The following is a 26,955-nucleotide window of genomic DNA, read 5'->3' as shown; positions in this document are numbered from 1 at the left end:
ATCAAGGTCGGTCACGAGAAGAGATAAGATGGTGGGCCCGCTCATTCGCAAACCTCAGCCGTCAGGGGCAACCCGGCGGACGGCGGTCGGCTTAATTCTCGGTGCGCCGCTGCTTGGCGCCTGCTCCAGCGTGCAGCAGAGCTTTGGCCAGTTTTCCAACCCGTTCTCCTCACCGCAACCCGAGGCCGGGCCCGCGGGCCCGCAGCAGCAACCGCTCGCGGTCGGCACCGGGCAGGTCAAGGTCGGCCTGATCCTGCCGCTCTCGGCCGCCGGCAATGCCGGCGTCGCCGCACTATCGATGAAAAACGCCGCCGAAATGGCGCTGGCCGAGTTCCAGAATCCCAACATCCAGCTTCTGATCAAGGATGACGGCGGCAGCCCGCAAGGCGCCAGCCAGGCAACCCAGCAGGCGCTCGGTGAAGGTGCGGAGATCATCCTCGGCCCGCTGTTTGCGCAGTCGGTTCCCGCGGTCGCGCAGCAGACGCGCACGAAGGGCGTGTCCGTGATTGCATTCTCGACCGACTCCAGCGTGGCCGGCCGCGGCGTCTATCTGCTCAGCTTCCTGCCGGAGTCCGACGTCAACCGCATCGTCGATTACTCGGCCGGCATCGGCAAGAAATCCTTTGCGGCGCTGCTGCCCGACAACGCCTATGGCAATGTGGTGGAAGCCGCCTTCAAGCAGGCGGCGGCGCGCAAGGGCCGCATCGTCGCGTTCGAAAAATATGGCGCCGATCGCTCGGCCGCTGTGCGCACCGTCTCGCAGTCGCTCGGCCAGGCCGACGCGCTGTTCATGGCCGATGACGGCGATTCGGTGGTGGCGACGGCGGATGCGCTCACCGCGGCAGGCGTGAACTTGCGCAACATCCAGTTGCTCGGCACCGGCCTGTGGGACAATCCGCGGGTGTTCGCGAGCCCGGCGCTGCAGGGCGGTCTCTATGCGGCCCCGGATCCGTCGGGTTTCCGAAGTTTCGCCGGCCGCTACCGCACCAAATATGGCGGCGAGCCGGTACGCACCGCGACGCTCGCCTATGACGCCGTTGCGCTGGTCGCCGCCTTGTCGCGCACGCAGGGTCCGCAACGGTTCGCGCCGGAGACGCTGACCAATCCGTCCGGCTTTGCCGGCATCGACGGGCTGTTCCGCTTCCGCTCCGACGGCAGCAATGAACGCGGGCTTGCTGTCATGAAGGTGGCGCAAGGCGGCGGCACGCCGGTTGCGGGCTCGCCGAAGAGTTTTGGGGCTTAACTCAGCGTCGCCCCTGCGAACGCAGGGGCCCATAGCCACCGGCGTGCATTGGTAGAACAAGAGCGTCGAACGTTTTGCCCCAACGAGGGGCCGCAGCGTATGGGCCCCTGCGTTCGCAGGGACGACACAAGAGAAAACTACTTCGCGAATTCCGCCTCGTAACGGCGCCGGTTGCTCCAATAGATGTTGGCGAACAGCGCGGCTTCCTGGCGGTAGGGGATGTGATCCTCGGCATCCTGACCGGCCTGCGCCTCGATCCAGGCGGCGTGCTGTGCGATCGCGCCCGAGCGATCACCTCGCAACGCTTTGATCTGGAATTCGAACATGTGGCTCTCGATCTCGAGGTATCGATCGTACCAGCAGGTCGACCATTGACGGTTTTGTAGCGCGAAGCGGCGGATCCAGCGCTCCGTCAGATCCATCTCATGCTCGGGTTTTGAGAACATCACGTCGCGCCGCGCTTCCTGCAGCGTTTCGATCGCAACAGGCTTGTTCTTGGCCCACAGCGTCTGCATCGACGGATCGGACAAATAGCGGTCGGCATAGATCGGGTGCGCAAAGGCCTGCTCGCGCAAATGCGGCAGTTCGAAATAGACGCGGATCTCCGAACAGACGCTGGCCTTCAGTTCATTGTCTTCCATCTTGCGGTGGAAGGCATCAAAACCGATGCCGGGAAAGTAGGGCATGAAGGCCGCGTGGAACATCTCGTGCAATCGGTAGAGGTCTTCGATCGCGGGATTGTCGTAAGTGCGGTTCATGGTGACGCCCCACCATGAGCAGAAATGCGCACGCTCCAATCGGTCGTCGGTTGAATCGCAGAACAGCCGCGGCAGGCTCGCGAACTGCTCGACGATGTCGTGGATGAAGCCGCCATCGGTGTGGGAGGCGCGGATCGGCGCGCTGCGCCACAGACCGTGCACGTGGCGGTGAATCTCTTTTGTATCCGTCAGAATGACCGGGTTTTTCACGATGCGCCTCCAGGAGCAGCGATCGGCCCGGCGGTTCCGATCATTTCGGCCATCGTTGGCGTCAGGCACAGCCGCAAGCGTGCATCGGGATCGCCGGCGGGGCGACGCAGGAAATCCGCCAGCGCAGGATCGGTGGCGTTGGCTTCTGCTTGGGCCAGCACGGTGACGTCGCAGGGCGAGAGCGTCAGCCCGAGGCGTCGGCCGACTTGAATCGCCGCCTCGCGCTGAACGGTTTTGTAGCGGCGCGGCAGATCGAAGACGTCGTGACGCTCCAGCAGCGCGACGCCGAGTTGCAGCGAGGTGAGGTTCTTGAACCATTGATTGCCGAACAGGCTCGGCATCGCATTCCGGCAGAGCACGCCGCCGATGCGGTCGTAATAGACCCCGAACGGTTTTGACAGGCTGAACGCCAGCGCCTGCACCGCCGGACTGTCGGCGGCAATTTTTGCGGCGGGCGCTTCGCCAATGGAGCCGACATAGGTAACGTCGAGCAGCACGCGGGGCTTTTCGGCGGCGGCGAGCAGCGCCAGAAAAGCATTGGCGTGCGGCCAGACATTGCCGTCGATCGCGGAGGGTTGGCTCAGGCAGAACAAGGCATTTTTCGGAAGCGCGCGGCCGACGGCTTGCCACTCGGCGCGGCGATGTTCGATTACCGCGATACCGCAGGCTTCGGCATAGGCCTTGTAGCCCTCATACTCGCCGGCGAAGACGTGCACCTCGGGACTGAATTTTTCGACGCGGGCGCGATTGCCGTAGCCGGTGATGACGTGAAACAGCGCCTCGCTGCCGCCGGCGGTCGGATAGCGCCAGGGAAAACCGGCCGCATCGATCGCGACCACGGGCGCCGCCCACGCCATCCAGCGCTCGATGAAGGCTTCATGCGAGGCGAATTGCTTTCCGGTCCAGGCGTCGCGGAATTGTTCGAGATGATGACGCCGCGCGGTGTCGGGGCCAGCAACCGCGTTGCCGAGAATGAAATTCTTCGCGGCTTCGGTTTCGGGGGTGACCAGTGCATAAACCGTCTTGCTCGCGCCGGCGCTTTTGACGCGGCGGTCGAGCTCGGGATCATGGATCGGCGGGGGGATGGTCCGGTCGTTCACGATCGTCATGCAAATGGCGGTTGGGGCAAGATCCGTGAAAGCAATTTACCACAGCCGGAAGCGCAGCGTCCGAATTCTCGGGCTTTGGCTTATCAAACCTTTACGCGGCGACGGGTCGAGCTCTCTCAAAACGTCGTCCCGGCCTTGAGCCGGGACCCATACGCTGCGGCCGTTGTTGTTAGCAAAAGGCGTTTGCCAGGTTTGTCTCATCGAGAGGCCGCGGCGTATGGGTCCCGGATCGCGCTTCGCTTGTCCGGGACGCGGAAAGAAAATTTACGCAGCCAGATCCGCGACAACAGCATCGAGCACCGGGAAACCGGCTTGCGTCACCCGCAGCCTTCCGTCGGTGTCGACGATGATCGCGCCTTCTTCGCGCAGCACGGCGATCCGGCCGGGATCGAGGGTGCGGCCCGACAGCGCGGCGTAGCGTTTGGGATCGATGCCTTCCGCAAGTCGCAACCCCATCAGCAAAAATTCGTCGGCGCGTTCTTCCGAGTTGAGGACGTCGTCGGTGATGAAGCCATGGCCGTTGGCCTCTACCCGCATCAGCCAGGCTTCGGGACGTTTCTCGGTCGCGATCGCGTGTCTTTCGCCGTCGATATCTAGGCGGCCATGTGCGCCCGGACCGATGCCGGCATATTCCTCACCGCGCCAATAGACGAGATTATGTTTGCACTCCGCGCCCGGCCGCGCGTGGTTGGAAATCTCGTAAGAAGGAAGACCCTGCGCGGCGCAGACATCCTGCGTCACGTCGTAGAGCGCGCGGGCGACGGCCTCATCCGGCGTCTTCAACTTGCCTGCGGCGTGCAATCCGAAGAACGGCGTGCCTTCCTCGATCGTGAGCTGATAGAGCGACAGATGTTCGGCGGCTTCCGAAATCGCCAGCTTCAGTTCATCGGCCCACATCTGCGGCGTCTGGTCGGGGCGGGCGTAGATCAGGTCGAACGAATAACGATCGAAGGATTGCCGCGCGATCGCCACCGCATCCAGCGCCTCGCGCGCGCTGTGCAGGCGGCCCAATGCTTTCAATGAGGCATCATCCAGCGCCTGCACGCCGAGCGACACCCGGTTGACGCCGGCCGCGCGATAGCCGCGAAACCGCGTCGCCTCGACGCTGGTGGGATTGGCTTCCAGCGTCACTTCGACATCACCAGCGACGCGCCAGTGTTTGCCGATTGCATCCAGGATGGCGCCGACGGTCTGCGGCGCCATCAGCGACGGTGTGCCGCCGCCGAGGAAGATCGAGGTGACTTCCCGCCCCGGCGCGCGCTCGGCGGAAGTTTCAATCTCGCGCGCAAAGGCACTGACGAACCGCGCCTCGTCGATCGGGGCGTGGCGGACATGGCTGTTGAAATCGCAATACGGGCATTTCGACAGGCAGAATGGCCAGTGCACATAAACGCCGAAAGCCGCTTTGCCGGTCTTGAGGATCTCGGGGCGCTCGAAGCTAGCCAAGGCAGATCTCCGCCAGTTTGACGAAGGCGCGGGCGCGATGCGACAGACCGAGCCCCAGCGGCGGCAGCCCGTGCTTCTCGATGCTGGCCATCTCGCCGAAGGTACGGCCGTGTCCATCGGGCAGGAACGACGGATCGTAACCGAAACCCTCGGTGCCGCGCGGTGGCCACACCAAAGTTCCATCGACCCGTGCCTCGACCTCTTCGAGGTGACCGTCGGGCCAGGCGACGCACAATGCCGATACGAAATGCGCGTTGCGCTTGTCTGGCGTTTTGGCGCCGCGCTCCTGCAACAGGCGTTCGACCCGCGTCATCGCCGCCATAAAATCCGCAGGTTTGCCGGCCCAGCGCGCCGAATAGATCCCGGGCGCGCCGTCCAGCGCATCGACCACGAGGCCGGAATCATCGGCGAAGGCCGGAAGCTGCGCGGCTTTCGCGGCCGCGATCGCCTTGATCGCCGCGTTGGCCCGAAAGGTCTCGCCGGTTTCCTCGGGCTCATCGAGGCCGAGTTCGCCCGCGGAGATCGCCTCGACGCCATGCGGCGCCAGCAATTCGCGCATCTCGGCAAGCTTGCCGGGATTGTGGGTCGCGATCACCAGGCGGCCTGTGATTCGACGGTGCATGATCAATCAGACTACGCGACGGCCATCTTTTGCAAGTCCACCAGACGCGCGACGCCCTTGCGCGCCAGCGCCATCAGCGCCAGGAACTCGTCCTGCGAGAACGGCGTCTTCTCGGCAGTGCCCTGCACCTCGATGATGCGGCCGTCGCCGGTCATGACGAAATTGGCGTCGGTATCGGCCTCGGAATCCTCGGCATAATCGAGGTCGAGCACCGGCGTGCCCTGATAGATGCCGCAGGAGATCGCCGCGACATTATCGCGGAGCACATTGGCTTTCAGCATGTTGCGGTTCTTCATCCACGAGATGCAGTCGGCCAGCGCCACCCAGGCGCCTGTTATCGAGGCGGTGCGGGTGCCGCCATCGGCCTGGATCACGTCGCAATCGACCGTGATCTGACGCTCGCCGAGCGCTTCAAGGTCGACAGCCGCGCGTAGCGAGCGCCCGATCAGGCGCTGGATTTCGACGGTGCGGCCGCCCTGCTTGCCGGTCGCGGCCTCGCGGCGGGTGCGTTCCAGGGTGGCGCGGGGCAGCATGCCGTATTCGGCGGTGACCCAGCCGCGGCCCTGACCCTTCAGCCAGGGCGGCAGGCGTTCTTCCAGCGTGGCCGTGACCAGCACGTGGGTATCGCCGAATTTCACCATGCAGGAACCTTCGGCGTATTTGACGACGCCGCGTTCCAGCGACACAGGGCGCAGCTCATCGGGCGCACGGCGGCTTGGCCGCATGGGGAATCCTCCGGAAAATCAAGTAAAAGCGGTTCGCGGTGCTTGTAGGAGGGGGAGCGGGCAGCGGCAAGGGCCTTTACCACCTCTTTGGGGTGTAATGCGTGCTTGTCACCGGGCCTCCGGATAGACAGATTAGAGGTCAAGTCGAGGGAGTAATTGGTGGCCCACCACGATCCGATTGGCCTGATCGCACCGAATGCCGGGCTGGCCCAGCTCAATGAGCGCTCGCGCGACATTTTTCGTCAAATCGTCGAGAGTTACCTCGCAACCGGCGAACCGGTCGGCTCGCGCAACATCTCGCGCCTGATCGCGATGCCGCTGTCGCCGGCCTCGGTGCGCAATGTGATGTCGGACCTCGAACAGCTCGGCCTGATCTACGCGCCGCATACCTCGGCCGGCCGTCTGCCCACGGAACTCGGCCTGCGTTTCTTCGTCGACGCGCTGATGCAGGTCGGCGACCTCACCGAAGACGAGCGGCAGTCGATCCAGACCCAGCTTGCCTCCGTCGGCCGCGCGCAATCGGTCGAGGCGGCGCTCGGCGAAGCCCTGACGCGGTTGTCGGGCCTGACCCGCGCCGCTGCGGTGGTGCTGACAGCGAAATCCAATTCGCGGCTGAAGCACATCGAATTCGTGCGGCTGGAGCCGGAACGCGCGCTGGTGGTGCTGGTCAGCGAGGACGGCCAGGTCGAAAACCGTGTGCTGACCCTGCCGCCCGGCGTTCCCTCGTCGGCGCTGACGGAAGCCAGCAATTTCCTCAATTCCCGCATTCGCGGCCGTACGCTTGCCGAGTCGCGCCTCGAACTCGAAACCGCGCTGACGCAAAGCCGCGCCGAACTCGATCAGCTGACGCAGAAGGTCATCGCGGCCGGCATCGCGAGCTGGTCCGGCGGCGAAAGCGAGGACCGCCAATTGATCGTGCGCGGTCACGCCAATCTGCTCGAGGATCTGCATGCGCTGGAAGATCTGGAGCGCGTGAAATCGCTGTTCGACGACCTCGAGACCAAGCGCGGCGTCATTGATCTGCTCGGTCGCGCCGAGCGCGCCGAGGGCGTGCGGATCTTCATCGGATCGGAGAACAAGCTGTTCTCGCTGTCCGGTTCCTCCACCATCATCGCGCCCTATAGCGACGCCGCCGGCCGCATCGTCGGGGTTCTCGGCGTGATCGGGCCGACGCGGCTCAACTATGCAAGGGTGATTCCGACGGTGGATTATGCCGCGCGTATCGTCAGCCGCATGCTCGGCGGTTAATCCGGCCCGAAAAAGCTTCGCTTTGTCGTTTTGACGCCTTTCCCGGCGCGAACCGGGCCCCACCCCGGATCAGGTCCGGTGCAGGCATCACTCGAAAACGCCATGGAACGCTTGATTTTCGCCCGCTAAAGCACGATATCCCGGGCAGCAAATCCCCATTTAACCGAACGGTTCTTTTGAGAAGGCAGACTTATGACCGATCCCAACCGGCCGAATGATGATGCGGCGGCCCAGAGCGGCGAGCCCGTGGTCTCAAAGCCCTACATCATGCCTGATGATCCCGAAGAAGGATCGGTCGAGGCGTTGACGAAGGAAGCGGCTGAAGCGCGCGACAAGATGCTGCGCACGCTGGCGGAGATGGAAAACCTGCGCAAACGCACCGCCAAGGAAGTTGCCGATGCGCGGGCTTACGGCATCACCGGCTTCGCGCGCGACATTCTCGATATCGCCGACAATCTGCAGCGCGCGCTGGATGCGGTGCCCGCTGAAATGAAGGCCTCGGCCGATCCGGCGCTGAAGGCGTTCATCGAAGGCGTCGAGCTGACCGAGCGGTCGCTGCTCAACACGCTGGAGAAGAACGGCGTCAAGAAATTCGATCCGTCGGGTGAGAAGTTCAATCCGAACTTCCAGCAGGCGATGTATGAAGTCCCTGACGCGTCGGTGCCGGCGGGCACCGTGGTTCAGGTGGTGCAGGCCGGCTTCATGATCGGCGAGCGCGTGCTGCGTCCGGCGCTGGTCGGCGTATCCAAGGGCGGCGCCAAGGCGGCGCCCGCCGCCGACGTCACGACCTGAGCCGGTTTCACGTCATCCTGAGGTGCGCGCTCTTGCGCGCCTCGAAGGATGAGTAGCCCGTGGCCCATCCTTCGAGGCTCGCTGCGCTCGCACCTCAGGATGACGGCTCACGCAAAGCCGTCACGCGCCGATCCGACCTACGCGTCCATCGGTTTCTCATTCGCCTTCGGCCAGTAGGTGCCAAAACTCCAGAGATTGCCTTCCGGATCCCGGCAGGCGAAATCGCGGCTGCCGTAGTCGGTGTTGTGCAGCTCCATTTCGATTTTGGCGCCTGATGCCTTCACCTTGGCGCACAGCGCGTCGGGATCCTCGACGGCGACATAAAGCGCGTCGGTGCGGCGGCCCCTGATGTCGCCAACCAGCCTGCCGTACTCATCGTCGCGGGCCTGACCGAGCATCAGAAGCGAAGCGCCGCAGGCAAGTTGTGCGTGCTGTACCACGCCGTCCGTGCGGTAGACGACATGCTCGGTGAAACCAAGCACATCCTTGAGCCAGCGGATCATCGCCTCGGCATCCCTGCAGCGCATGGTCGGGTAGATGCGCTGCGCGTCATTGCTGTTCGTCACGGCAAACTCCTTCTTTCGGCTTCACCGCGTCAATATGCTGATACGGCGGCGCCGGCTTGAAGATTTGTTACCAGCTCGAAAGCGCTTCGTTCGGGCGCGTCAGCCGGCTGTCGATCAGCGCCAGTCGCCTCGCCCAGGCCGTCGGCGTCTCGCCCGCCAGTTCGCCGAATTCGCGAACCAGATGGGCCTGGTCGGCAAAGCCGCTCTCGGCGGCAATCCCGGCCCAGCCCGGAGCCGTCCCGCTGCGTGCCAGCCGGCAGGCCCGGTGAAAGCGCATCATGCGCGCGATCGATTTGGGCGCGAGGCCAAGCTCGGATCGAAAACGCTCGACCAGATGTTTGCGGCTCCAGCCGATTTCACCGGCCAGCGCCGTGATCCGCGCGCTCCCCGCGGTCAGCGCCAGCCGTCGCCAGGCGAAGGCGATCTCCGGCGACGGCAGATGATTGGCGCGGCCGGCGATGAAGTCCTCGAGCAGGTCGAAGCGGTGTTGCCAGCAAGCCGTCGCGCCCAGTCTCTCGCGCAATTGCCGGCCGTCGCGGCCGAGCACGTCGCCAATATCGACCATGCGCGCGGCAAGACCTGCGACGTCGCCGCCAAAGAAGCGGTAGGCGCCGAGCGGCGTGAAATCCACCTGCACGCATTCGGCCCCGCCATCGGACTCGATATGAACAGGCCCGGCGTAAAGGCCCGCGGCGAAGCTTGGCTGGCGGTCGGCCGCATCAGGCTCCCGGCCCAGCGCGATCAGGAACGGGCTGCCGAGGCTGATGATCAGCGGCACAATCAGGTGTGCGGCTTCACGCTGCGAAAACCGGCCAAGTGCGGTCTCGCGGTAACCCGTCATTCCCGTGATCAGGCCCGCCGTGCGCTGTGAGGGTGCACGGCGGATCATCTCGAACGCTAGCGGCGCGGCTAGATCCGGCATTGCTGCTCTCTCGCGAGAGAACGTCGTAGATTCCATTTTTTGACGCGTTTTCTTGACGCGAACCGGAATCCACTTCGCTCGAAAACGCTCTATGCTGCGATATCGCTGGACTGAATGCGCTTGACGCCGGCCTCGCCCATATCGGCCCAGGCTTTCGCGAGCGAGCCCTGGGTATCGATGCCGCGGCAGGCGTCTTCGACGACATAGGTCTCAAAGCCGGCCTTGCGGGCGTCGAGCGCGCTCCATGCCACGCAAAAATCGGTGGCGAGACCGACGAGGAACACGCGTTCCACCTTGCGCGCCTTCAAATAGGCGGCAAGCCCCGTCGTGGTCTTGCCATCGGCTTCGGTGAAGGCCGAATAGCTGTCGACGTCCTTGTTGGAGCCCTTGCGGATGACAAGTCCGGCATGGGCGATCGAAAGGTCCTTTGACAGCGCAGCGCCTTCGGTGCCCTGCACGCAGTGATCGGGCCACAGCACCTGCTTGCCGTAGGGCAGGTCGATCGTCTCGAACGGCTTCTTGCCGGAATGCGTCGTGGCGAACGAGACATGGCTAGCGGTGTGCCAGTCCTGCGTCAGCACGACGTTGGCAAAGCTCTTGGCGATGCGGTTGATGACGGGAACGACCTGGTCGCCATCCTTCACTGCAAGGCTGCCGCCCGGCAGGAAACAATTCTGAACGTCGATCACCAGCAACGCCGACGCATTGTCGGGTTTGATCGACGCGGCCAAAGCTGCCTTCGGAAGAATGGTCGCCATTGCCGCCGTGCCGAGAATCGTGCCGAAGCTCGTGAGAATTTGCCTACGCTCGAACATGGTGCATCTCCCTGTCAAAGAGGTCAACACCAGCAAATCAGGTCGCAGGCAGAGCGTAAAGCGGCTTTAGGCGGCGGTCTGCGGCTGATTCTTCGGCACCCCGTGCACCGGCATTCGATGTTTAGCGCGGGCGAATTCCGTCTCGCACGGCGCGGAAACGCGTGAACGCGGTGGTCCAACCGTCGCGCGGCGAGCTGCCGATGATGCGCAGCGAATTCTGGCCGCCGAACCGCAACCATTGCACGATCGTCACCGGCGTATTGTCCTTGCCGCTGGTGGCTTCGATGCGGGTTTCGTATCCGGGCTGGCCGTCGATGCGGACCGCCTCCGACATCGTGATCCGCCCGTCGCGTACGCCGGGAATCGTCGTCGCCATCTGCTGGGCAAAGCGTCCGCGGTCGTCGGGCTGCGCCGGCGCGGATCCGATCAGGCCGACGATCATGAAGGGCGCGGTTTCAAAACCGCTTTTTTCGTCGCCATCGGCAATGATCAGCGCGGCGCCCGGCGCCAGCGTTCGGACCGTCTTGAAATTGCTGAGTTCGGCCATCCTGAACGGCATCAGGCCGAGTTGCTCATCGACCGGAACTTCGTTTCGGATCACGGCGGAAGCGAACATCTGGCGTACGGCGTCGTCGGTGTAGATCCTGGAGGCATTCTCCGGCACCTGCACGGCGACGTAGCCGGAGAAGGTCGGACCCGGCACGATCATCGAGTAGCGCCGGACATTGGTACCGCCGTCCTTGGCGTTCTCAGCGGTGTAATAGGCGAGACCCGCCGCCGTCTCGATGCTCTCCGGCTTGATGCCGCCGGTGCCGCCGGGATTTGCCTTGAAAGCATTGGCGACCTCGCCATAGGCCTCGGCGGGCAGGTCCGCCACCAGCACCTTGACGCCCTGATCCTCGGTCTCGAAGCCGACGAATGACCTGGCTTTGACCAGGCCGACCAGCGGCGTCATGCCGACCCGCGCGCCCGGCGGAAAAACCGGGTCGGCGGCGAACGCGGCGCAGGTCGCGGCGATGGTAAGGGCAACCGCAGCGAGGTATCGAACAGGCTTCATGAAGGGTCTACCGGGTTTACATTGAGGCCGTTCAATGTCGGCCAGCGCAGCCCACAAGGGTTCGAGGGCTGGGTTTAGTCAGCCCGCTTTTAGCGGTTTTGATGTCCCTGCAACAGGGCAGGGGCGGCGTCCGTTCCCTCATCACGTTCCGAAACACTGGAATTTTCGCGCGATATGGCGGCCCTAGACCCTCGATTTGACGCGTTTTCTTGACGCGAACCGGTATCCACTTCGCTGGAAAACGCTCTACCCAAACGTTTTCGGGCAATTTTGGGCGGCGTGCCGGACAGCCGGTCAGGTCCGCGCAGCGGCCAAATACCGCGCTGGTGGCGACCTGCGTTGGCCGGGTTTTCCGGACGTGGTGATGAGTGCGTCCTCACCTTCTTGCCCATTTGTTAACTCGGCTGAGGGCCTGAACCTTGACCTGCCCTGAGCTGACACAATCTTTCAAACGTCAGCATTTTCAGGCCCTAAGGTTGCGTTCGGTCCTTGCGGGCAGGACCCCCCCTCCTATATGAGGCTCACCGTCGCAATATCGCGAGTAATTGATCGTTGGGGGTTCGGTTAGGTGCGCCGTCCAGGGCCCAGCCAACCTGCCGCAAAAAGAAGGATATGAGGACCATGGGAAAGGTCATTGGGATCGATCTCGGCACCACCAATTCGTGCGTCGCCGTAATGGATGGCAAGACAGCTAAAGTCATCGAGAACGCAGAGGGCATGCGCACGACCCCGTCGATCGTCGCTTTCAGCGATGATGGCGAGCGCCTCGTCGGCCAGCCTGCCAAGCGTCAGGCGGTGACCAATCCCGAGCGCACCTTCTTCGCGGTCAAGCGCCTCGTCGGCCGCCGCTATGACGACCCGATGGTCGAGAAGGACAAGAAGCTCGTCCCCTACAAGATCGTGAAAGCTTCGAACGGCGACGCCTGGGTCGAAGCCGATGCTAAGACCTATTCGCCCTCGCAGGTCTCCGCTTTCATCCTGCAGAAGATGAAAGAGACCGCGGAAGCCCATCTCGGCCAGAAGGTCGAGCAGGCCGTCATCACGGTTCCCGCCTATTTCAACGACGCGCAACGTCAGGCCACCAAGGACGCCGGCAAGATCGCCGGCCTTGAAGTGCTGCGCATCATCAACGAGCCGACCGCGGCAGCCCTCGCCTACGGCCTCGACAAGACCAAGACCGGCACCATTGCGGTGTACGACCTCGGCGGCGGCACCTTCGACGTCTCGATTCTCGAAATCGGCGACGGCGTGTTCGAGGTGAAGTCCACCAACGGCGACACGTTCCTCGGCGGTGAAGACTTCGACATGCGGCTCGTCAGCTATCTGGCCGATGAGTTCCAGAAGGAGCAGGGCATCAACCTGCGCAACGACAAGCTGGCCTTGCAGCGCCTGAAAGAGGCCGCCGAAAAGGCCAAGATCGAATTGTCCTCGACCACGCAGACCGAAATCAACCTGCCGTTCATCACGGCAGATCAGACCGGTCCGAAGCATCTGACGATGAAGCTGACCCGCTCCAAGTTCGAGGCGCTGGTCGACGATCTCGTCCAGAAGACCATCGAGCCGTGCCGCAAGGCGCTGAAGGATGCGGGCCTCACCGCCGCCGAGATCGGCGAAGTGGTGCTGGTCGGCGGCATGACGCGCATGCCGAAGGTTCAGGAAGTGGTGAAGCAGCTGTTCGGCAAGGAGCCGCACAAGGGCGTCAACCCGGACGAAGTCGTCGCCATCGGCGCGGCGATCCAGGCCGGCGTGCTGCAGGGCGACGTCAAGGACGTGCTGCTGCTCGACGTGACCCCGCTGTCGCTCGGCATCGAGACGCTGGGTGGGGTGTTCACCCGCATCATCGATCGCAACACCACGATCCCGACCAAGAAGAGCCAGGTGTTCTCGACCGCCGAGGACAACCAGAACGCCGTCACCATCCGCGTCTTCCAGGGCGAGCGTGAAATGGCGGCCGACAACAAGGTGCTCGGCCAGTTCGACCTGATGGGCATTCCGCCGTCGCCGCGCGGCATGCCGCAGATCGAGGTGACGTTCGACATCGACGCCAACGGCATCGTCAACGTCTCGGCCAAGGACAAGGCGACCGGCAAGGAACAGCAGATCCGGATTCAGGCCTCCGGCGGCCTGTCGGACGCCGACATCCAGAAGATGGTCAAGGACGCCGAGGCCAATGCGGCCGAGGACAAGAAGCGCCGCGAGGCGGTCGACGCCAAGAACCATGCCGACAGCCTGGTGCATTCCACCGAGAAGGCGCTGGCCGAACACGGTTCGAAGGTCGAGGAGAGCGAGCGCCGTTCCATCGAGGACGCCGTCAGCGACCTCAAGGAAGCGCTGAAGGGCGACGACGCCGAGGCGATCAAGGCCAAGACCAACACGCTGGCGCAGGCTTCGATGAAGCTCGGCGAGGCCATGTACAAGCAGCAGGCCGAAGCCGACGCCAAGAAGGATGCGGCCAAGGATGACGTCGTCGACGCGGAGTTCACCGAAGTCGACGACGACAAGAACAACAAGAAGTCGGCATAAGCGGGCTTTCGATCATGACCCTCACACCAAAGAGCGCGCGGCGTCTCGATGGGTGGGGGTCATTTTTCGTTAAGCGCGAGGCGGCATCCTCAACAATGCACCCTTGCGGCATGAAGACGAAATTCGGACGGAACTGACGGATGTCCACCAAGCGCTGCTATTACGAAACCCTGGAAGTCGAGCGGTCCGCGGACGATGGCAAGCTCAAGGCGGCCTTTCGCAAGCTCGCGATGAAATGGCATCCGGACAAGAATCCGGGCGATGCTTCCAGCGAAGTGAAGTTCAAGGAAATCAACGAAGCCTATGAGGTCCTGAAGGACGGCGACAAGCGCGCCGCCTATGACCGCTACGGCCACGCGGCGTTCGAGCAGGGCATGGGTGGCGGCGGGCCCGGATTCGGCGCCGGCTTCGCCTCGTCGTTCTCGGATATTTTCGAGGATCTGTTCGGCATGGCCGGACAACGCGGGCGCGGTGGCGGCGGCCGCGAGCGCGGCGCGGACCTGCGCTACAATATGGAAATCACGCTGGAGGAAGCCTTCCTCGGCAAGACCGCCCAGATCGAGATTCCGGTTTCGGTCACCTGCGAATCCTGTTCCGGCACCGGTGCCAAGGCCGGCACCAAGCCGAAGACCTGTTCGCTGTGCGGCGGGCAGGGAAGGGTGCGGCAGGCCCAGGGCTTCTTTACGCTGGAACGAACCTGTCCGGGCTGTCAGGGCCGCGGCCAGATGATCGAAGACCCCTGTCCCTCCTGCGCGGGCTCAGGCCGGGTGACGCGCGACCGGACCCTGTCGGTCAACATTCCGCAAGGCGTCGAAGACGGCACCCGCATTCGCCTCGCCGGCGAGGGCGAGGCCGGCGTCCGCGGCGGACCGCCCGGCGATCTCTATATTTTCCTGTCGCTGGCGACCCACGAATTCTTCCAGCGCGACGGCGCCGACCTGCATTGCCGGGTCCCGATCTCGATGGTGGCGGCCGCGCTTGGCGGCGAATTCGAGGTGCCGACCATCGACAAGGGCAAGACCAAGGTGAAGGTGCCGTCGGGAACACAGTCCGGCCGGCGATTCCGCATCGCATCAAAAGGCATGCCGGTGCTCCGTTCGCGCCAGACCGGCGACATGTATGTACAGGTGATGGTCGAAACGCCGCAAAATCTGACCAAGAAGCAGCAGGAATTGCTGGCCGAGTTCGAAAAGCTGTCGTCGGGTGCAACCCAGCCGGAGGCGGCCGGTTTCTTTACTAAGGTCAAGGACTTCTTCGGTAGCCGCGCTGCCCCGCAGTAAGCCTTTTGCTTGACCATGAGAGCTGCGACCTATACCTCTTTATGACCGTTTTCTGACATAACCGCCGTTCGCGGTCCCGCCTGGTAGCGACATGCCTCTGCAATCGTCCGTGCGTGCGTTGAAGAAACCTCTCCGTCTTGACGACGAGGTGCGTTTTCTCCGTTCATGGATCGAAAAGCCGCTGCACATGGGCGCGGTGATGCCGTCCAGCAAGCTGCTCGCGCGCACCATGGCGCAATATGTCGACGTCAATTCGAAAGGACCGGTCGTCGAACTTGGCCCCGGCACCGGCGCGATCACTAATGCGCTGATCGAACATGGCGTCGATCAGAAGCGTCTCGTGCTGGTTGAATATAATCCGGGCTTCTGCGCGCTGCTGCGCGACCGTTATCCGCACGCCAAAGTGGTGCAGGGCGACGCCTACAAACTTCGCGACTCGCTGTTGAAGGTTCTCGACATGCCGGCCTCGGCCGTGGTCTCCGGCCTGCCGCTGGTCACAAAGCCGATGCTGACGCGCCTCAAATTGATCCGCGACGCCTTTACGGCGCTGGCACCTGGTGCGCCCTTCGTGCAGTTCACCTATTCGGTTGCGCCGCCGATCCCGAAATCGCTGCCCGGCGTGTCCACAGAAGCTTCCGAGCGGATCTGGATGAACCTTCCGCCCGCCCGGGTCTGGGTGTATCGCAAGGGCTGATACGCGCGTATTCCGCAAAAGTGGATGCCGGTTTTGCGCATGGAATACGCGCAGAATATTAGTTAAGAGCATTTTCGGAGAAAATGCTCGCTGCGGGATTCGCGCGGCGGGTTTGGCCCGAACCGCGATTTATAAAATATGTCCGCGCTGAAAATCCTCGTGATTCCGGGATCGCTTCGATCAGGCTCGCTCAATGCGAGGCTGGCGGCCGCCGCCAGCCATGAGCTCGCGCTATCCGGCGCCGAAGTCACCCGCATCTCGCTGTCGGATTTTCCGCTGCCGATCTATGACGGCGACCTGCAGGCGAAATCCGGCGTGCCGAAGCACGCGGTCAATCTGAAGCGCATGATCGGAGCCCATCATGGCGTCCTGATCGTGACGCCGGAATATAATTCGTCGGTGCCGGCGCTGGTCAAAAACACCATCGACTGGATCAGCCGGGTGCAGGACCCGCATGAAACCCGCGGCCAGGTGTTTCGCGGCGCCGTGTTTGCGATCGCTTCCGCTTCGGGCGGACGGCTCGGCGGCACGCGCGCGCTGGCGGCGCTGCGCCTCATTCTGTCGGCCTGTCACGCCAGCGTGGTTCCGAACCAGCTCGCATTGTCGTTCGCGGACCAGGCCTATGACGAGATGGACCGTCTGAAACATTCTGCCGATGTCGAGGCGCTGCAGGCGCTGGTGCGGCAGCTGATCGACCATTCCCAACGCATGATGTGAGGTGACATGCAGCCTGCCAGTATCGCTCCGAAAGACCGGTTGATTGTGGCGCTCGATCTGCCCGGCGTCGCCGAGGCGGAAGCGATGGTGGCGCGGCTCGGCGACAGCGTGACGTTCTACAAGATCGGCTATCAGCTCGCTTATGCCGGCGGCTTGCCGCTGGTCCGTCAATTATCCGGCGCGGGGAAGAAGGTGTTCGTCGACCTCAAGCTGCACGATATCGGCAACACCGTTGCACGCGGTGTCGAGAGCATCGGAAAACTCGGCGCTACTTTTCTCACCGTGCACGCCTATCCGCAGACCATGAAAGCCGCCGTCGAAGCGCGCGCGGGCTCAAGCCTGAAAATCCTCGCCGTCACCGTGCTGACCTCCTATGACGACGGCGATCTGCATGCCGCCGGCTATCGCCTCAACGTCTCCGATCTGGTCGAGGCGCGCGCCCAGCAGGCGCAGGTACTCGGCGTCGACGGGCTGGTGAGCTCGCCGGAAGAGGCGGCGAGTTTGCGCAAGATCGTCGGCCACCAGATGAACCTGGTGACGCCGGGCATCCGGCCGGCGGGCTCGGCGACCGGCGACCAGAAGCGCATCATGACACCGGCGCGCGCCATCGCCGCCGGCGCGGATTATCTGGTGGTGGGACGGCCGGTCACCGAGGCCGCCGACCCCAAAGCCGCCGCGGATGCCATTCAAAGCGAAATCGGGCAGGCACTGGCGTAGTCAACAGCAGGACAAGAAACGGGAGAGCAAGATGGCCAAGGGATACTGGATCGGTCGCGTCGACGTCAGCAATGACGAGGGCTACAAGCCCTATGCGGCGGCCAATCTCGCAATCTTCAAGAAGTTCGGCGGGCGCTACGTCGTCCGCGGCGGCAAGTTCACCGGCGTCGAGGGCCAAAGCCGCTCGCGCAACGTGGTCATCGAGTTCGACAGCTACGACGCCGCGATGGCGTGCTATAACTCGCCAGAATACCAGGCTAATATGAAGGTTCGGCAGCCGCACTCGATCGCCGAGCTGATCGTGATCGAAGGCTATGACGGCCCGCAACCCTGACGATTCCGTCATTGCCTGCGACAAACGCGAAGCGTTTGCGCAAGGGAGCATAGCGACGAAGCAATCCATGCTTTCCAAGCGGACAGATGGATTGCTTCGCTTCGCTCGCAATGACGGGAAGTTGCCGTAGCAGCCCGCCCCCGCTATACCCGTGAAGAGGTGAAGCCATGGCCGACATGCGTTTGATCGTAGCTGGAGCTGGCGGCCGGATGGGCCGCGCGCTGGTGCGCGTCATTTCGGAAACGTCAGGGGCGGTTCTTGCCGGTGCGCTCGAAGCGCCGGGTTCGGAACTGCTGGGCAAGGATTCCGGCATCCTCGCCGGCCTGCCCGAAAATGGCGTCAAACTCTCTGCCGATCTCTGGGCGCTCACGGCGAACGCCGACGGCATTCTCGATTTCACGGTTCCCGCCGCCACCATCGCCAATGTGGCGATCGCCGCCGAACGGAAGCTGGTGCACGTGGTCGGAACCACGGGGTTGTCGAGCTCCGATATGGCCGTGATCAAGAGCGTGACGTCCCGCGCCATCGTCGTGCAATCAGGCAATATGAGCCTCGGCGTCAATCTGCTGGCGGCCCTCGTGAAGCGCGTCGCGCAATCGCTCGATACCGATTTCGATATCGAGATCCTGGAGATGCACCATAAGGCCAAGGTCGATGCACCGTCGGGCACCGCCCTGATGCTGGGCGAGGCCGCCGCCGCGGGCCGCGGCGTCGACCTGCATCTGCATTCGGCGCGCGGACGCGACGGCATTACCGGCGCACGCAAGGCCGGCGATATCGGTTTTGCGGCGCTGCGCGGCGGCACCGTCACCGGCGAACACAGCGTGATCTTTGCAGGGGCGATGGAGCGCATCGAGCTGACCCACCGCGCCGAGGACCGCACCATGTTTGCACAAGGCGCGGTCAAGGCGGCGTTGTGGGCGCAGGGCAAGACGCCCGGCCTGTATTCGATGGCCGATGTGCTCGGCCTCGGCGACTTCTGAGAATTTGACGACGTGCCGTGCGAAACCCACAGACGTCATCCTGAGGCGCGAGCGCAGCGAGCCTCGAAGGATGGGCCGCGGGCGCTTCCATCCTTCGAGGCGCGCAAGAGCGCGCACCTCAGGATGACGCGATAGGAAGCGAGTGGTCCGCGCAACCTAAATCACGCGTTACCCTTGTTCGGGCGCAGCAACGACATGCCGGTCATGTCGGCCGGTTTCGGCAACTGCATCAGGTCGAGCAGTGTCGGCGCGATATCCGCCAGCCGGCCCTCCGCCAAGGTCACGCCGCCGCCGCCCTGCAGCAGCAGGGGCACCGGGTTCGTCGTGTGAGCCGTATGCGGACCGCCGGTGACAGGGTCGCGCATCATTTCGCAGTTGCCGTGATCGGCGGTCACCAGCAGCGCGCCGCCGGATCGCTCGATCGCCTCCGAGATTTTCCCGAGCGCGGTATCGACGGTTTCGACCGCCTTGATCGCGGCCGTCAGGTTTCCCGAGTGGCCTACCATGTCCGGATTGGCGTAGTTCAGCACGATCAAATCGTACTTGCCTCCGTCGATCGCCTCCACGGCTTTCGCCGTCAGTTCGGCGGCCGACATCTCCGGCTGCAGGTCATAGGTCGCGACCTTGGGCGAAGGCACCATGATGCGGTCTTCGCCGGGAAAAGGTTCTTCCCGTCCACCGTTGAGAAAATAGGTGACGTGGGGATACTTCTCCGTTTCGGCCATCCGCAATTGCGTCCGGTTTGCCGCTGATGTGACTTCGCCCAGGATGTTTGGAAACGCCTGCGGCGGAAATATCGTCTGCATCAGCCTGTCCAGATCAGAGCTGTATTGCGTCATTCCAACGGCGGCAGCGAACCGGACGCTGCGTCTGCGTTTGAAGCCGTCAAACGACGGATCGAGCATCGCACCAAGAATCTCGCGGACGCGATCGGCGCGAAAGTTGAAGCTCAGCACGCCGTCGCCATCCCTGATGCCGGTGTAACTGCCGATCACCGACGGTACGACGAACTCGTCGGTGACATCGTGCGCATAGGCGTCAGATATTGCCGATTGTGCGTCGGCAAAATGCGGACCTTCGCCCTCGACGATGGCGTCATAGGCTTTGCCAACGCGTTCCCAGCGTTTGTCGCGGTCCATCGCATAATATCGCCCGACAACGGTTGCGATCGGAACCTGTGGCGGCAGCGCAGCGCTTAGCCGCTTCAAATCATCGGCCCCTGATCTCGGCGGCGTATCGCGTCCGTCCGTGAGTGCGTGTACGACCGCCGGCACGCCGTGCTCAGCGAGGATCGCGGCCAGTGCGGCGACGTGATCCTGATGCGAATGGACGCCGCCCGGCGACACCAGTCCGATCAGATGACAGGTGCCGCCGCTCTGCTTCAGCGCCTGGACCAGGGCGCTGAGCGCCGTCGCGGATTTGATTTCGCCGGACGCAATGGCGTCGTTGATCCGCGGCAGGTCCTGCATCACCACGCGGCCCGCGCCGATGTTCAGGTGCCCGACTTCGGAATTGCCCATCTGCCCATCGGGCAGCCCGACATCCCGTCCCGACGTCCTCAGGAAGGTGCGCGGACCCGCATTCCACAGGCGGTCGAAATTCGGTGTTTTGGCCTGACGAACAGCATTGTCGGCCGGATCTTCCCGCCAGCCCCAACCATCCAATATCGCTAGCATCACGGGACGATTTTTCTGCATCGACGGGCCTTTCGCTGATTACCCCGGCGTGGTTGTGAGGGATCGATACGCGATCGTCAATCGAGGCGCGCACTCACGGTTCCGGCCAAGCGCCCTGCGAACTCGACATATCAGCCATGGGCAATCGGGAGGCCGCCGGCCGGCGCGCCGGGGTGAGCGCTCACGCCGGGATGCGAGCGCCCTGTGCGCGTGCGATCAACATGACGAGGCTTGCCGTGAATGCCGCCAGCGTCAGCACGGACATGACCATGCGCAGCGCATTCCAGAACATCCAGGGTTCGAGATAGGCCCGCCAGATTGCGGCGGCGTTCTCCGTGGTCGGTACGACGGTTGCGAGACCTTCGTTCAGCGGCACGCTGTAAAGCAGCGTCACCATGAATGCGCCGAGGCCATAAATGGCGGTGCCGAGAAGGGCCAGCGCCAGCGGCCAGCCGCCCGCACCGATCAGCAAAAGGGTGGCGAGACCTCCGAACGCCAACGTGCCGAAAAAGCTGAACGCGAAAACGGCGTTGCGAACGACCGCGTTGATGCCCTGCATCGCCTTGATCGCCGATACGGCGTCAGTCGCCGCGAGACCCGGCATGACAGAGCAATGATAGGCGTAGAAGAATCCGGCAACCAGAGCAGCCGCAAGAACAGAGAGTGCAAGACCGGACAGCCGCAGCAATTGCATCGTCATGAAAACACTGTGGTCACCGTCCTGACCAGGCGATGCTAGGGTTCGCGTCGCGGCGTGTCACCTCACATTTTGCACATGCCCGGTTTCCCAGGTCGGTACACAGTCATTCCGGGGCGCGTGAAACGCGAACCCGGAATCTCGAGATTCCCCCGGTGCGCAATTGCGCACCTGAGGTCTGGTCCTTCGGACCATCCCGGAATGACGCGTCCAATCTAATGCAATCCGACCTGGCCGGCTTCCCAGCCCAGCATCGCCTGCTTGCGGGTGATGCCCCAGTGATAGCCGGTGAGCGCGCCGCCTTTGCCGAGTGCGCGATGGCAGGGCACTACGAACGACACCGGGTTGCGGCCGACCGCAGCACCCACCGCGCGAGAGGCTTTTGGATTCTTGATCTTGTTGGCGATGTCGGAATAGCAGACCGCGCGGCCCATCGGGATCTTCAGCAAGGTTTCCCAGACGCGGACCTCGAAGTCAGTACCGATCAGGACCACGCGCAGCGGCTGATCCGGCCGCCACAATTTGGTGTCGAAGATGCGCTGCGCGAGACCGGCCGTGCCGTCGCGATCCTCGACATAGGTAGCGTTGGGCCAGCGCCGCTTCATGTCGGCGAAAGATGCCGGCTCCTCGCCGGGATCGGCGAAGGCAAGCCCCGCAAGGCCGCGGCCGCTGGCGATCACGATGGCAGTGCCAAACGGCGAGGGATGGAAACCGTAGCGCAGCGTCATGCCGGCGCCGCCGTTCTTCCATTCGCCCGGCGACATCGCTTCATGCGTCACGAACAGATCGTGCAGCCGGCCCGGACCCGACAGGCCCGAGTCGAGGGCGGCGTCGAGCACGCTGGCCGAGTCGCGCAACAGGCCCTTGGCGTGATCGAGCGTCAGCGCCTGCATGAAGTCCTTGGGCGTCAGCCCGGCCCAGCGGCGGAACAGAAGGTGTAATTCATCTGGCGTCACCGAGGCGGCATCTGCCATCGCTTCGATGGTCGGCTGCGCGCGCCAGTGTTCCGAGATGAAGGCGATGGCGCGGCGCACGGAGTCGTAGTCGCGCAGCGCGGCGTTCTGGAGGCCCGGCTTGGCCAGGCGCTGGTCATGTATGGCTGATATCATCATGGGATCAGATTTAGGGCTCATCCGACGTCCAAACCACCCGATTTCCGACAGGGATTACATAGCGTTTTCAAGCGAAGTGGGCAGCGGTTCGCGTGAAGAAAACGCGTCAAGGCTGCGTTACAGGATTATACGTGATGCCGCGTTTGGCCGATTGCAGCGCGGCGAGTAAGGCTTTGGCAAAGCTCGCTTTTTCGTCGGGGCCCAAAAAATGGCCAACCGAGACGCGGCGGCCGCGCGAGACCAGATAAAGCCGCTCGATGCCGAATTCGGGGTCGCCGGTCTGATCAAGCCGCACCCAGAGCGGATTGAGCACCCACTCCACCACATGGCCGCGGTGGCTGACCCGGCGCACCCGCAGCTCCGACGGCGTCACCGTGATTTCCTCCGACGCATTGGCGGTGCGGAAATTGACCCGGAACGCCCAGTAGATCACGAGCACGTCGAGCCCGAAGAATCCGAACACCGGCCAGGCGCCCATCAACAGAAACGCGACGCCAGCCACGAAGCTGACCGCGCAGAGGAATGCCATCAGCACCAGGAAGCCGGTGCGGTTGAGCGAACGATGCGGCGTCAGCCGAGCCGAAAACAGCTTCGGCTGGTCAACCTCCCGATCAAAGTCGTTGCTTGCGGTCATCGCTGGTCAGTATACCCGGATCATGGCCAAAATCATCCGCGCTAAAGCTGACAAAAAAAGCGTTCCATCCGTGTCCGGGAAAACAGCAAAGAAGCCGGCAAAGTCCGCGGCCAGCAAGCCAGCCAAAGCAGCGTCCAAGCCCGCGGCGAAGAAAGCACCAAAGCCAAAACCATGGACCTCAGCCGAGGTCCATGAGGCGTTCAGCCGCTTTCGGAAAGCCAATCCGGAGCCGAAAGGCGAGCTCGAACATCTCAACCCCTACACGCTGCTGGTCGCCGTGGTGCTGTCGGCGCAGGCGACCGACGCCGGCGTCAACCGCGCGACACGCGCACTGTTCGCGGTGGCGGATACGCCCGAGAAGATGCTGGCGCTCGGCGAAGACACCGTGCGCGACTACATCAAGACCATCGGGCTTTATCGCAACAAGGCCAAGAACGTCATCGCGCTGTCGCAGAAACTGATTGCGGAGTTCGGCAGCGAGGTGCCGCGCACCCGCGCCGAGATCGAAACGCTGCCCGGCGCCGGCCGCAAGACCGCCAATGTCGTGCTCAACATGGCCTTTGGGGAGCACACCATGGCTGTCGATACCCACGTGTTCCGTGTAGGCAATCGCACCGGAATGGCGCCCGGCAATAACGTGCTCGAGGTCGAACTGGGGTTGGAAAAGATAATCCCGTCCGAGTTCATGCTGCACGCCCACCACTGGCTGATCCTGCACGGCCGCTACATCTGCCTCGCGCGAAAACCGCGCTGCGATGTGTGTTTGATCAACGATCTTTGCAGGTGGCCGGAGAAGACGGTGTGAGGTTCTAACCTCGCCCCGCTTGCGGGGAGAGGTCGGAGTGCGAAGCACTCCGGCTGAGGGGGTACAGGTCTATCGATAGACTACTCCCGGGGAGAAAGCCCCTCACCCCGACCCTCTCCCCGCAAGAGCGGGGCGAGGGAGAAGATACTCACACCACCGGCATTCCCGTGCGCCGCGTGGGCTCGATCAACTCCGGCCGGGGGCCGCTCAATCGCTTGTGCATATGGACCATGAAGGCCATGCCGAACAGCGGCGTCGCCAGGTTGACGATCGGGATCGAGACAAAGGCGGCGATGAACAGTCCCGCCGTGAACACGGTCGCCGCATTGTCCTTGCGCATCGCCTTGGCTTCCGCGGGCGAGCGGAAACGCATCGCCGCGAGTTCGAAATATTCCCGGCCCAGCAGCCAGGCGGTGGCGAAGAAGAAAATCAGAAAACCGGCGCCCGCGAACAGCACGAACGGCAGCGCGATCAGATAGACCAGGATGGTCAGCAGCGCCGTCTTGATGCCCTCGGGGATCGCGACGCCAAGCGGCAGCGCGGAGCCGGGCTTCTCTGCCGGATAATGCTCGCGCTCGACATGGTCGGCGACGTCGTCGACGAACACGCTGGCGACCAGCGAGGTGATCGCCGGCATCAGGAAGATGCCGCCGAGTACGACGCCAAGCCCGGCCGCGATCGAGACGATCCAGGCCAGGATGTTCAGCGGCGTGTGAAAGCCAGGTCCCAGCAGCCCTTCCGCCCAGACCTCGCCATATTCGGCGAACCAGCTGAGCAGCCGCTGCAGTCCGACCGCCAGCACCGTGATCAGCACCAGCGCCAGCCCGATCGAACGCCACAGAATGGTGCGCATCGGCGGCGCCAGGATTTGGGAAAGCGCCTTGACGGCGGCGTCCAGCATGATGGCCTCTGTTTCTCGCTAAAAACCCCCGCGAGAGGTAGAGATGCAATCGGGCTTCGGCAAGGCCTGGGCAGAAGACCTGGGCAGAAGAACTGGGCAGGGATCGCCGGTGACGATCCCGCCCATGCATTTGCGCCATGCAGCCGTGACGGCACCATCAGGCAGATTGTGTTTTCCCGGCAAGTCCTGAAGGCCTAGTCTGGCCGACGACAGACGGCGCAAGGGAGAAACCATGACCGGGACGGGACTGCCGCTCGAGGGCGTGAGGGTCGTCGAGATGACCCATATGGTGATGGGTCCGACCTGCGGCATGATCCTGGCGCAGCTCGGCGCCGAGGTGATCAAGGTCGAGCCGCCCGTCGGCGACAAGACCCGCAGCTTAGGGGGCATGGGGGTCTCGTTCTTCCCGTTGTTCAACCGCGGCAAGCGCAGCGTCGTGCTCGATCTCTCCAAGGCGGAGGATCGCGAGACCATGGACCGGCTGCTCGCCAGCGCCGACGTGTTTCTGGAAAATTTTCGCGACGGCCAGTTGGAGAAGCAGGGGCTCGGCACCGAGGATTTGCGCCGCAAGCATCCGCATCTGATCGTCGCCGGCCACAAGGGATTTCTCTCCGGCCCCTACGAGCACCGTCCGGCGCTCGACGAGGTCGTGCAGATGATGTCGGGCCTCGCCGCGATGACCGGGACGCGCGACAAGCCGCAGCGCGTTGGTTCTTCCGCCAACGACATCATGGGCGGCATGTTCGGCGTGATCGCGATTTTAGCCGCGCTCTACCAGAAGCGCGGCGGCATTAAAGAGGGCGCCGATATCAGGATCGGGCTGTTCGAGAACTGCCTGTTTCTCGTCGCGCAGCACATGGTCGAATATGAAATGACCGGCCGCAAGCCGCGCTCGATGCCGGAGCGCGAACATGCCTGGCCAATCTACGATATTTTCGACACCGCGGGCGGTGACCGCATCTTCATCGGCGTGGTCACCGAAGGTCACTGGCAGAGTTTCTGCCGCGAATTTGGGCTGCAGGAATTTTTGGACGATCCGACCTTGCGCAACACCACGGAGCGGATCATGGCGCGGGACCGGATCATTCCGCGCGTCGCCGAGGTGATCAAAGGTTGGAACGTCACCGAGCTTTCGGCCAGGCTCGACGCGCTCAACATCTGCTTCTCGCCGATCAATCGCCCGGAGGATCTATTGCAGGACCCGCATGTGCTGCGCCCCGGCGGGCTCGTCAACAATTTCAACGCCGATGGCGCGCCGTTCCGCGTTCCCGCATTGCCGGTGGAATGGAACGGCGGCAATATCGGCGAAGGCCTCAAGGTGCCGGTGCTCGGCGCCGATACCGAGGCTGTCAAAGCCGAACTGAACAAACAAACGTCAACCGACAACGCTGCGTGAGGCTGCCATGACCCGTCTTCAGGACGTCTATCCCGACAACAAGATCATTCTGCGCGAAGTCGGTTTGCGCGACGGGTTGCAGCTGGTGAAGAAGTTTCCGTCCACCGCCGCCAAGCAGCGTTGGATCCGCGACGAGTACGCCGCAGGCGTACGGCATTTCGAGGTCGGCTCGTTCTTGCCCGCGAAAACCTTTCCGCAATTCACCGATGTGCGCGACATCATCGCGACCATTGCGTCGCTGCCGGGCGCCTATGGCATCGCGCTGACGCTGAACGAGCGCGGCGTCAACGAGGCGCTGGAATCAGGGGTGGCTGAAGTGGCCACCGTGGTCTCGGCGACCGAAGAGCACAGCCAGGCCAATGCCAACCGCTCTCGCGAATCCGCCGTCGCCAACGTCAGGCGGCTCTGCGAGTTGCGTGACGCAACCGCCCACAAGCCGGTCGTGAACGCCGCGATCTCGATGGCGCTGGGCTGTTCGATCGTCGGCGCCGTCGACCCGAATGAGGTGATCAAGATCGCGGAAAAGCTGTTCGAGGCCGGTGTCGACATGGTCGCGGTTGCCGACACCGTCGGCTATGCCGGGCCGAAGCAGGTCAGGGAATTGACGGCGGCCGTGGTGAAGATCGCGGGACCAAAGCCGGTCTGTATTCATCTGCACGATACGCGTGGCATGGGCATCGCCAACGCCTCCGCTGCGCTCGATGCCGGTGCGCGCGTGCTGGATGGATCTCTGGGCGGCCTCGGCGGCTGCCCGTTCGCGCCGGGCGCGACCGGCAATGTCGTGTTCGAGGACCTCGTGTTCCTGTGCGAGAGCAAGGGCTTTCCGACCGGCATCGATATCGAAAAACTGGTCGCGGTGCGATCAATCCTGAAATCGGAAATGCCGGACGAGCAACTCTATGGCGGCATGGCGCGTGCCGGACTGCCGTGCGGGACGGCGAAGGCGGCGTGATTCTCCCTCGCCCCGCTCTTG

Annotated in this window: 27 protein-coding genes; 13 read left to right on the top strand and 14 right to left on the bottom strand. The window is 63.6% G+C overall.

Annotated elements, in window-relative coordinates; translation table 11 throughout:
* Positions 1-28 precede the first annotated feature (28 nt).
* Positions 29-1,243, top strand: a complete 1,215-nt coding sequence (locus JQ629_RS16045) for a penicillin-binding protein activator (RefSeq protein WP_212413495.1) — start codon at positions 29-31, stop codon at positions 1,241-1,243.
* A gap of 137 nt (positions 1,244-1,380) precedes the next feature.
* Here JQ629_RS16045 and JQ629_RS16040 read toward each other — a convergent pair whose 3' ends face one another.
* From JQ629_RS16040 to rph, 5 genes are all read right to left on the bottom strand, one after another.
* On the bottom strand, positions 1,381-2,211 hold the full coding sequence (locus JQ629_RS16040) for a hypothetical protein (protein WP_212413494.1): 831 nt from the start codon (positions 2,209-2,211) through the stop codon (positions 1,381-1,383).
* Complete coding sequence (locus JQ629_RS16035) at positions 2,208-3,320, bottom strand: aminotransferase class I/II-fold pyridoxal phosphate-dependent enzyme (protein WP_212413493.1); 1,113 nt, start codon at positions 3,318-3,320, stop codon at positions 2,208-2,210. Before JQ629_RS16035 ends, JQ629_RS16040 begins: the two co-directional genes overlap by 4 nt.
* A 264-nt stretch (positions 3,321-3,584) precedes the next feature.
* On the bottom strand, positions 3,585-4,766 hold the full coding sequence (gene hemW, locus JQ629_RS16030; RefSeq protein ID WP_212386447.1) for a radical SAM family heme chaperone HemW: 1,182 nt from the start codon (positions 4,764-4,766) through the stop codon (positions 3,585-3,587).
* Positions 4,759-5,388: an RdgB/HAM1 family non-canonical purine NTP pyrophosphatase gene (gene rdgB, locus JQ629_RS16025; RefSeq protein ID WP_212413492.1), complete on the bottom strand. Its 630-nt coding sequence runs from the start codon at positions 5,386-5,388 to the stop codon at positions 4,759-4,761. Before rdgB ends, hemW begins: the two co-directional genes overlap by 8 nt.
* Positions 5,389-5,399: 11 nt before the next feature.
* Positions 5,400-6,113 (bottom strand): ribonuclease PH, encoded by a 714-nt coding sequence (gene rph, locus JQ629_RS16020; protein WP_212031951.1) that lies wholly within the window; start codon positions 6,111-6,113, stop codon positions 5,400-5,402.
* Between the two features lie 159 nt (positions 6,114-6,272).
* Here rph and hrcA point away from each other — a divergent pair, with 159 nt between their 5' ends.
* Positions 6,273-7,361: a heat-inducible transcriptional repressor HrcA gene (gene hrcA, locus JQ629_RS16015; RefSeq protein WP_212413491.1), complete on the top strand. Its 1,089-nt coding sequence runs from the start codon at positions 6,273-6,275 to the stop codon at positions 7,359-7,361.
* 192 nt (positions 7,362-7,553) lie between these two features.
* Positions 7,554-8,153 carry a nucleotide exchange factor GrpE gene (gene grpE / locus JQ629_RS16010; protein ID WP_212413490.1) on the top strand — a complete coding sequence of 200 codons (600 nt, stop codon included), beginning with the start codon at positions 7,554-7,556 and terminating at the stop codon, positions 8,151-8,153.
* Between the two features lie 137 nt (positions 8,154-8,290).
* Here grpE and JQ629_RS16005 read toward each other — a convergent pair whose 3' ends face one another.
* From JQ629_RS16005 to JQ629_RS15990, 4 genes are all read right to left on the bottom strand, one after another.
* Positions 8,291-8,719 (bottom strand): VOC family protein, encoded by a 429-nt coding sequence (locus tag JQ629_RS16005; protein WP_212413489.1) that lies wholly within the window; start codon positions 8,717-8,719, stop codon positions 8,291-8,293.
* 67 nt (positions 8,720-8,786) lie between these two features.
* Positions 8,787-9,641, bottom strand: coding sequence for a helix-turn-helix domain-containing protein (locus JQ629_RS16000; RefSeq protein ID WP_212413488.1), 855 nt, complete (start codon positions 9,639-9,641; stop codon positions 8,787-8,789).
* Positions 9,642-9,730: 89 nt separating this feature from the next.
* Positions 9,731-10,456: a bifunctional nicotinamidase/pyrazinamidase gene (gene pncA / locus JQ629_RS15995; RefSeq protein ID WP_212413487.1), complete on the bottom strand. Its 726-nt coding sequence runs from the start codon at positions 10,454-10,456 to the stop codon at positions 9,731-9,733.
* Positions 10,457-10,577: 121 nt separating this feature from the next.
* A complete protein-coding gene (locus JQ629_RS15990) occupies positions 10,578-11,513 on the bottom strand; it encodes a hypothetical protein (protein WP_212413486.1) in 936 nt (311 codons plus the stop codon).
* Between the two features lie 621 nt (positions 11,514-12,134).
* Between JQ629_RS15990 and dnaK the strand changes: the two genes are divergently transcribed.
* From dnaK to dapB, 7 genes are all read left to right on the top strand, one after another.
* Positions 12,135-14,036, top strand: a complete 1,902-nt coding sequence (gene dnaK, locus JQ629_RS15985; RefSeq protein WP_212386260.1) for a molecular chaperone DnaK — start codon at positions 12,135-12,137, stop codon at positions 14,034-14,036.
* Between the two features lie 140 nt (positions 14,037-14,176).
* Positions 14,177-15,316, top strand: a complete 1,140-nt coding sequence (dnaJ, locus tag JQ629_RS15980) for a molecular chaperone DnaJ (RefSeq protein WP_192736167.1) — start codon at positions 14,177-14,179, stop codon at positions 15,314-15,316.
* Positions 15,317-15,407: 91 nt separating this feature from the next.
* Positions 15,408-16,010 (top strand): class I SAM-dependent methyltransferase, encoded by a 603-nt coding sequence (locus tag JQ629_RS15975; protein WP_212413485.1) that lies wholly within the window; start codon positions 15,408-15,410, stop codon positions 16,008-16,010.
* Between the two features lie 138 nt (positions 16,011-16,148).
* Positions 16,149-16,727, top strand: a complete 579-nt coding sequence (locus JQ629_RS15970) for an NADPH-dependent FMN reductase (protein WP_212413484.1) — start codon at positions 16,149-16,151, stop codon at positions 16,725-16,727.
* A 6-nt stretch (positions 16,728-16,733) separates the two neighbouring features.
* On the top strand, positions 16,734-17,444 hold the full coding sequence (gene pyrF, locus JQ629_RS15965) for an orotidine-5'-phosphate decarboxylase (protein WP_212413483.1): 711 nt from the start codon (positions 16,734-16,736) through the stop codon (positions 17,442-17,444).
* 31 nt (positions 17,445-17,475) lie between these two features.
* The gene (locus JQ629_RS15960; RefSeq protein WP_212413482.1) at positions 17,476-17,778 is read left to right on the top strand and encodes a DUF1330 domain-containing protein; all 303 of its coding nucleotides are present in this window, start codon (positions 17,476-17,478) and stop codon (positions 17,776-17,778) included.
* A 167-nt stretch (positions 17,779-17,945) separates the two neighbouring features.
* Positions 17,946-18,761 (top strand): 4-hydroxy-tetrahydrodipicolinate reductase, encoded by an 816-nt coding sequence (dapB, locus tag JQ629_RS15955; RefSeq protein WP_212264116.1) that lies wholly within the window; start codon positions 17,946-17,948, stop codon positions 18,759-18,761.
* A gap of 161 nt (positions 18,762-18,922) precedes the next feature.
* Here the strand turns inward: dapB and gpmI are convergent, their stop codons facing one another.
* From gpmI to JQ629_RS15935, 4 genes are all read right to left on the bottom strand, one after another.
* Positions 18,923-20,458, bottom strand: a complete 1,536-nt coding sequence (gene gpmI, locus JQ629_RS15950) for a 2,3-bisphosphoglycerate-independent phosphoglycerate mutase (protein ID WP_212413481.1) — start codon at positions 20,456-20,458, stop codon at positions 18,923-18,925.
* Positions 20,459-20,618: 160 nt separating this feature from the next.
* Positions 20,619-21,137: an anthrone oxygenase family protein gene (locus JQ629_RS15945; protein ID WP_212413480.1), complete on the bottom strand. Its 519-nt coding sequence runs from the start codon at positions 21,135-21,137 to the stop codon at positions 20,619-20,621.
* A gap of 212 nt (positions 21,138-21,349) precedes the next feature.
* Positions 21,350-22,246 (bottom strand): methylated-DNA--[protein]-cysteine S-methyltransferase, encoded by an 897-nt coding sequence (locus JQ629_RS15940; RefSeq protein ID WP_212413508.1) that lies wholly within the window; start codon positions 22,244-22,246, stop codon positions 21,350-21,352.
* Positions 22,247-22,352: 106 nt separating this feature from the next.
* Positions 22,353-22,880, bottom strand: coding sequence for a DUF2244 domain-containing protein (locus tag JQ629_RS15935; protein ID WP_212413479.1), 528 nt, complete (start codon positions 22,878-22,880; stop codon positions 22,353-22,355).
* A gap of 22 nt (positions 22,881-22,902) precedes the next feature.
* On the opposite strand from JQ629_RS15935, the gene nth reads away from it, so the two are divergent.
* The gene (nth, locus tag JQ629_RS15930; protein ID WP_212413478.1) at positions 22,903-23,685 is read left to right on the top strand and encodes an endonuclease III; all 783 of its coding nucleotides are present in this window, start codon (positions 22,903-22,905) and stop codon (positions 23,683-23,685) included.
* Between the two features lie 148 nt (positions 23,686-23,833).
* Here the strand turns inward: nth and JQ629_RS15925 are convergent, their stop codons facing one another.
* Complete coding sequence (locus JQ629_RS15925; RefSeq protein WP_212413477.1) at positions 23,834-24,586, bottom strand: sulfate transporter family protein; 753 nt, start codon at positions 24,584-24,586, stop codon at positions 23,834-23,836.
* A gap of 232 nt (positions 24,587-24,818) precedes the next feature.
* On the opposite strand from JQ629_RS15925, the gene JQ629_RS15920 reads away from it, so the two are divergent.
* Together JQ629_RS15920 and JQ629_RS15915 are read left to right on the top strand one after the other, a co-directional pair.
* Positions 24,819-25,982, top strand: coding sequence for a CaiB/BaiF CoA transferase family protein (locus JQ629_RS15920; RefSeq protein WP_212413476.1), 1,164 nt, complete (start codon positions 24,819-24,821; stop codon positions 25,980-25,982).
* Between the two features lie 7 nt (positions 25,983-25,989).
* Entirely contained in the window at positions 25,990-26,934 is a 945-nt protein-coding gene (locus JQ629_RS15915) for a hydroxymethylglutaryl-CoA lyase (protein ID WP_212413475.1), read from the top strand.
* The last annotated feature ends 21 nt before the right edge of the window (positions 26,935-26,955 follow it).

The organism is Bradyrhizobium sp. AUGA SZCCT0222, assembly GCF_018130205.1.
Taxonomy (GTDB): domain Bacteria; phylum Pseudomonadota; class Alphaproteobacteria; order Rhizobiales; family Xanthobacteraceae; genus Bradyrhizobium.
This window is presented reverse-complemented; position numbering and strand designations above follow the sequence as displayed.